Consider the following 5,783-nt stretch of genomic DNA (forward strand, 5'->3'; position numbering starts at 1 on the left):
GTGGTGGGGATAGCAGCGGTGGCGATAGCGGCGGCGCCGCGCAGACGCCCGCCGCATCGGGGTCGCCGGCCGCCGGTGCCGGGAAACCAGGCGGAACGCTCCGGGTCGCGATCATCGGCGAGCCGCCTGCGTTCGACCCGACCTTCACCACCGCAACCATCACGCAGAACACGACGGCTCACGTCTTCGAAACCCTCTGGGCGCAGGACAACCAGTTCTCGCCGCAGCCGATGCTGCTGGAGAGCGCCGACATCCAGGAGGAGGGCAAGGTCTTCGTCCTCAACCTCCGCCAGGGGGTCAAGTTCCACAACGGCGAGGAGATGAAGGCCGACGACGTCATTGCCTCGCTGGAGCGCTACGCCAAGCTGTCGGGCCGTGGCAAGACGTTGTTCGCGCGCGTCGAGGGGCTGGACAAGATCGACGACTACACCGTCCGCCTGGCCTTCAACGCGCCGACCGGCATCGCGCCCGTGTTCCTCCAGATGCCCGACGCGATCATCATCCCCAAGTCGATCGCCGATGCCGCACCGGACGGCGAGATGGGCGAGTTCATCGGCACCGGGCCGTTCATGTTGAAGGAGCGCCTGCCCGATCGCTACATCAGCCTGGTGCGCTTCGAGGACTACGCCAAGCGGGACGAGCCGCCGAACAACTTTGCGGGCGGCAAGACGGCCTACTTCGACGAGATCCGCTTCATCCCCGTGTCGGAGCAGGCGGTGCGTTCCGACGGCCTGATCACCGACGAGTTCGACTTCGCCGAGGACCTCAGCAAGGACAACTTCGAAGCGCTCGAGGCCGAGCCGTCGGTCGAGCTGCAGATCACGCTGCCCTACTACTTCTACGGCGCGCACTTCAACAAGTCTGAAGAGAGCATGATGTCCAACCGCGACCTGCGGATGGCGCTGCTGACGGCGATCGACATGGAGCCGGTGGCGCGCGCCGGGTTCGGGGATGAGCGGTTCTGGCGGCTGGGGCCGGAGATCAGCGCGCCCGAGTCGGCCTGGTACACCGACGCCGGCAAGCAGTACTACGACCTGAAGGATCCCGACAAGGCACGGGAGATGCTCCAGGCCGCCGGCTACGACGGCACACCGATCCGCTGGATCGCCACCAAAGAGTACTCCTACAACTACAACATGGGCCTCGTCATGAAGGACCAGATGGAGAAGGCCGGCGCCGTCATCGACTTCCAGGTGATGGACTGGGCCACGCTGGTTAGCCAGCGCAGCCAGAAGGACGCCTGGGACATCTTCATCACCGGCCACCCGAGCTACAACCACCCGATCCTCCAGGTCTTCCTGCCGGAGACCTGGCCGGGCTGGTGGGTGAACTCCCGCAAGGACGAGCTGATGACCGCCATCATCGAGGAGACCGACCCCGCCAAGCAACTGGAGTACATCGCCGAGCTGCAGGAGCTGTGGTGGTCGGAAGCCTGCATGATCAAGGTCTGCGAGGGAGCGACGCTGCGCGGCTATCGCACCCGGTTGAAGGGCTACAACAACCCAACCGACTGGAACTTCTTCAACGCGTGGTTCGAGGAATAGACCAGGACTGAGCGGGAGCCATGACGCGCTACATCATCCGGCGCCTGTTGCTCGCGATCCCGGTCATGCTGCTGGTAGCGGTGACGACCTTCCTGCTGCTGCACATGACCCCGGGCGACCCGGTCTCCGTGCTCCTCGGCCCGGACGCCACGGTCGAGCAGATCGACCAGATGCGGGAGGCGCTGGGGCTCAACGACCCGGTGCATGTCCAGTTGCTGAACTGGTTCCGGAACCTGGCGCACGGTGATCTGGGTGAGAGCATCTTCCTCGACAAGCCGGTCACGGAGGCGATCGCCGAGCGTGCGCAACCGACCCTGCTGTTGACCTTCCTCGCGTCGCTCGTGGCGATCTGCGTCGGGCTCCCGTTCGGCGTGATCTCGGCAGTCCGGCGCGGCTCGACGATCGATATCGGGGCGATGCTCGTGGCCATGGTCGGCATCTCGATGCCGACCTTCTGGCTCGGGCTCAACCTGATCTTCATCTTCGGCGTCAAGCTGCGCTGGCTGCCGGTCCAGGGCTATCAGCCCCTTTCGGAAGGGCTCTGGACGAGCCTGCGCTACCTGATCATGCCGGCGCTGACACTCGGCGCGGCCCAGGGGGCGCTGCTGGCCCGGATGACCCGCTCGATGATGCTCGAGGTGCTGCACGAGGACTACGTGCGGACGGCGCGGGCCAAGGGCGTCAGCGAGCGCCGGGTCATCCTGCGCCATGCGCTCCGCAACGCCTTCATCCCGCTGGTGACGGTGATCGGCCTCACGTTCGCCGTCCTGATCAGCGGGGCGGTGGTGACCGAGCAGGTGTTCGGCATCCCGGGCGCTGGGCAGTTGCTGATCCGCGCCGTTAACCGGCGGGACTTCCCCCTGATCCAGGGGATCGTCCTGATCGTCGCCCTGCTCTACGTCATCATCAACCTGATCGTGGACCTGATCTATGTCTTCCTGGACCCGCGAATCCACTACAGCTAAGGGGAGCCGTGCAGGACATCGGGGGAGCGTGAGGGTGAGGCAACGATGACGGTCGTTGAACGACCGCGAGCGCTCGCGGACCAGATCCGACCCGAGCCGTCATTCGGCAAGCGCGTCGGGCACTACGTGCGGCGGCACCCCGGCGGCGTGCTCGGCTCGATGCTGGTGCTGCTCATCGTGCTCGTCGCCATCTTCGCCAACCAGATCGCGGGACAGGACCCGACCGCACTGAATCCGGCCGAGCGGCTGGCCGGGCCGAGCGCCGCCCACCGCTTCGGCACCGACAACTTTGGACGCGACCTCTTCAGCCGGACGGTGCACGGCACCCGCATCTCGCTCGGCGTCGGCTTCGGCGTGAGCCTCGCCGCGCTGCTTGGGGGGATCATCTTCGGCCTGCTGGCCGGGTACTACCGCCGCCTGGACGCGCCGCTGATGCGCCTGATGGACGCCGTCATGGCCTTCCCCGGCATCATCCTGGCAATCGGGATCGTCGCCGCGACCGGCCAGAGCATCGCCAACGTGATCCTCGCGCTGGGCGTCGTCTACATCCCACGGGTCGCCCGCCTGGTGCGCAGCGTGGTGCTGAGCGTCCGCGAGCAGGCGTTCATTGAGGCGGCCCGCGCGATCGGGGTACGCGACTGGCGCCTACTCGGCCGGCACATCCTGCCGAGCTCCTGGTCCCCGATCATCGTCCAGGGCACCTTCGTCTTCGCCGAAGGGGTGCTGGGCGAGGCGACGTTGAGCTTCCTCGGCGTCGGACCGCCGCCGATCTACCCGAGCTGGGGCACGATCCTGAGCGAGGCGCGCCCGTTCATCCGCGAGGCGCCCTGGATGATGATCCTGCCCGGCATCGCCCTGACTGTGACCGTGCTCAGCCTCAACCTCATGGGCGACGGCCTCCGCGACCTCCTCGACCCCCGCCTCCGCCGGAGGGCGTGAGGGGGTGGAGTACGGGGGTGCCCGGTTCGTACCCCGTCGGATCGGGGCACATTGCGCGAGCCCGGTACGCGGGACGGGTGATGCAAAGGATCCTACGCCGCGGCGCGTGCCCGGGGCTCAAGCCCCGGGCTGACAAGGGAAGCCGGCTCAAGCCGGCTGGAGGTATCAGGCTCAGGTTCCGGCAATACGGTGTTCACCGCCCAGCCCGTGCCCGGGGCTCAAGCCCCGGGCTGAATAGTGGGTAAGCCCACTAAAGGGGCTGCGATGGCAACATCCCGGCGTGTCCGCTTCGGCACCCAGCCGGACCCAGCGTCCACAGCCCCTTCAGTGGGCTTTTCTTATTCAGCCCGGGGCTTGAGCCCCGGGCACGCGCCACGGCGTGGGATCTTTCACGCCGCCCACCCCGGGCACGGGCCGCGGCGCAGGATCCTCACGCCGCCCATCCCACGTTCCGACGGCGGTGCGGTACCAACACCGGCGCGGCTGATGCCGCGCCATACCAAAGCGGCGGTTCAGGCCGCCGCACTCCAAAGAGCCGGTTTCAGCCGGCTTTTCCTTGTCAGCCCGGGGCTTGAGCCCCGGGCACGGACCGCGGCGCCGGACCCGCTCGCCACAGCGCCGCGGCCGCTCCGTGACCCGCACCTCCCGCGCAGCCACGACCGAGGTCGCCTCACCCCACCCAGATCGCAACTCCCCTCTCCCAAAGTTGGGAGAGGGGCCGGGGGTGAGGGCCGCTCCCAGAGACGCCCCCGCCCCGGCTACCTCCCCGCGGCGACGGCGCGGAGGAAGCCGTGGTAGGCGGCGTGGGTCATGATGGCGTCGATGTCGATGGTGCGAGGGCCGTCGCGGCGCAGGTGCACGGTGGCGCGGTCGGCGGGTGTCAGCTCGATCTCCCGCTCTCCGTCGAGAGCCAGGCAGCCGAGACAGCCCTCCAGAGACACCGCTTCGCCGGGGGCGATCCGCCGCCATTCCACGACCCCGACCGGGGCGATGAGGCCGGGCGCGAGCGGGGCGTGGATCACGAGCGGTGCCGTCGCCGGATCGGTCAGGCGGAGGTAGAGCGCCTCCCCAGATCCGCGTGGCAGCGGGTCGACCAGGGCGGCGGTGCCCGAGAGCCCGACCGCGCCGGGCTGGGCGAAGGCGACGATGATCTCGGAGATCGTCTCGGCCCGCCAGAGCGCGCGGGTGCCGATCCAGGGGTCGGTGCTGAGCGCGACATCCACCAATGCCAGCTCCTCGCGCGGCGTCGCGCCGTCGACCCGCACCGTGAGGAGGGTTTCCTGCCGCAGGGCGAGGTCGGGCGGCACCTGGCCGGTGGCGTAGAAGCCGGTCGCCAGCCCGGCGATGGTCGCCTCGCGCACCTGGGGGAAGGCGTTGTTGGTGCCGGTGGAGAGGGCACAGAGGGGTGTGTCGCCGCAGTGTCCGGCGACGATCCGGTGCGTGCCGTCTCCCCCGAGGACGACGATGGCGGAGACGCCCGCGGCGACCATCATCTCGGTCGCCGCGGCACTGTCCTCCGGCCCGTCCTGCAGCGGCAGGTCGAGAACCTCCAGATCCGGGAGGCGGGGCGGCGTGGGGTCGGTCCGGTGTGCGCGGAGGTTGCGCTCCAGGCTGTCGCCCACGCCCGCCGTGGCCGGCATGAGCAGCACGCGCTCGACGCCCGCTGCGCCCAGCCCCACGAGGAGGCGGTAGATCATGCGCCCCTTCTCGGCGTTGTCGAAGACCGACGCGCCGCTGACGAGGCGCCGGATGTCCCGGCCGGAGGCAGGGTTCGCAATGACGCCAACAGTCACCGGCATGGCGTCAGGCATCCACCTCAGCGAGGAAGCGGTCGATCATCCGTGTGACCTCGCCCGCGGCTTCCATCTGAACCGAGTGCCCCTTGCCCTCGATGATCTCCACCCGGGCGTGGGACGGCAGCGCGCTGGCGTGGTCAACCGGAAGGATCTGGTCCTCCTTGCCCCAGATGCCGAGCACCGGGACGTTGAGGCCGGCCAGGGTTGGAGCGAGCACGATCGCCTGCCGCCCGCCGGGGAAGAGCCGGTCCGCTAGCGTGCGCAGGGCCTGGTCCACGCCGTCGATCCGCTTGGAACGCAGCGTGTCCTCCACGAACTGGCGGGTGACGAGCGATTGGTCCGCGAAGAGCATGGTGAGCACGGGGGTCATCTGCCGGCGCGACCCGGCGGCGATGAAGCCCTCGATGAAGTCCCCATTGATCTCGGGACCAAGCCCGGCGCTGGCGATCAGGGTCAGGGAGGCGACGCGCCCCGGGTTGGCGGTGGGGGCGGCCCAGGGCCGGGCCCCCCCCCACGAGTGGCCGCCCACGGGGGGCGCC

General features: G+C 69.1%; 5 protein-coding genes. 3 read left to right on the top strand and 2 right to left on the bottom strand.

What is annotated here, in order from left to right; genetic code table 11:
* The 3 genes from IRZ30_RS14995 to IRZ30_RS15005 form a co-directional block, all read left to right on the top strand.
* Positions 1 to 1,544, top strand: a 1,544-nt coding sequence (locus IRZ30_RS14995) for an ABC transporter substrate-binding protein (protein ID WP_294086293.1), incomplete at its 5' end; no start/stop codon positions are given.
* A 20-nt stretch (positions 1,545 to 1,564) separates the two neighbouring features.
* Positions 1,565 to 2,509 (top strand): ABC transporter permease, encoded by a 945-nt coding sequence (locus IRZ30_RS15000; protein WP_294086295.1) that lies wholly within the window; start codon positions 1,565 to 1,567, stop codon positions 2,507 to 2,509.
* 45 nt (positions 2,510 to 2,554) lie between these two features.
* The gene (locus IRZ30_RS15005; RefSeq protein WP_294086297.1) at positions 2,555 to 3,448 is read left to right on the top strand and encodes an ABC transporter permease; all 894 of its coding nucleotides are present in this window, start codon (positions 2,555 to 2,557) and stop codon (positions 3,446 to 3,448) included.
* A gap of 758 nt (positions 3,449 to 4,206) precedes the next feature.
* Here IRZ30_RS15005 and IRZ30_RS15010 read toward each other — a convergent pair.
* Both IRZ30_RS15010 and IRZ30_RS15015 read right to left on the bottom strand, forming a co-directional pair.
* On the bottom strand, positions 4,207 to 5,247 hold the full coding sequence (locus IRZ30_RS15010) for an NAD(+)/NADH kinase (RefSeq protein WP_294086299.1): 1,041 nt from the start codon (positions 5,245 to 5,247) through the stop codon (positions 4,207 to 4,209).
* Positions 5,248 to 5,251: 4 nt separating this feature from the next.
* A partial coding sequence (locus tag IRZ30_RS15015) for an alpha/beta fold hydrolase (RefSeq protein WP_294086301.1) occupies positions 5,252 to 5,783 on the bottom strand: 532 nt, incomplete at its 5' end.

Source organism: Sphaerobacter sp. (genome assembly GCF_019683595.1).
Lineage (GTDB): Bacteria > Chloroflexota > Chloroflexia > Thermomicrobiales > Thermomicrobiaceae > Sphaerobacter.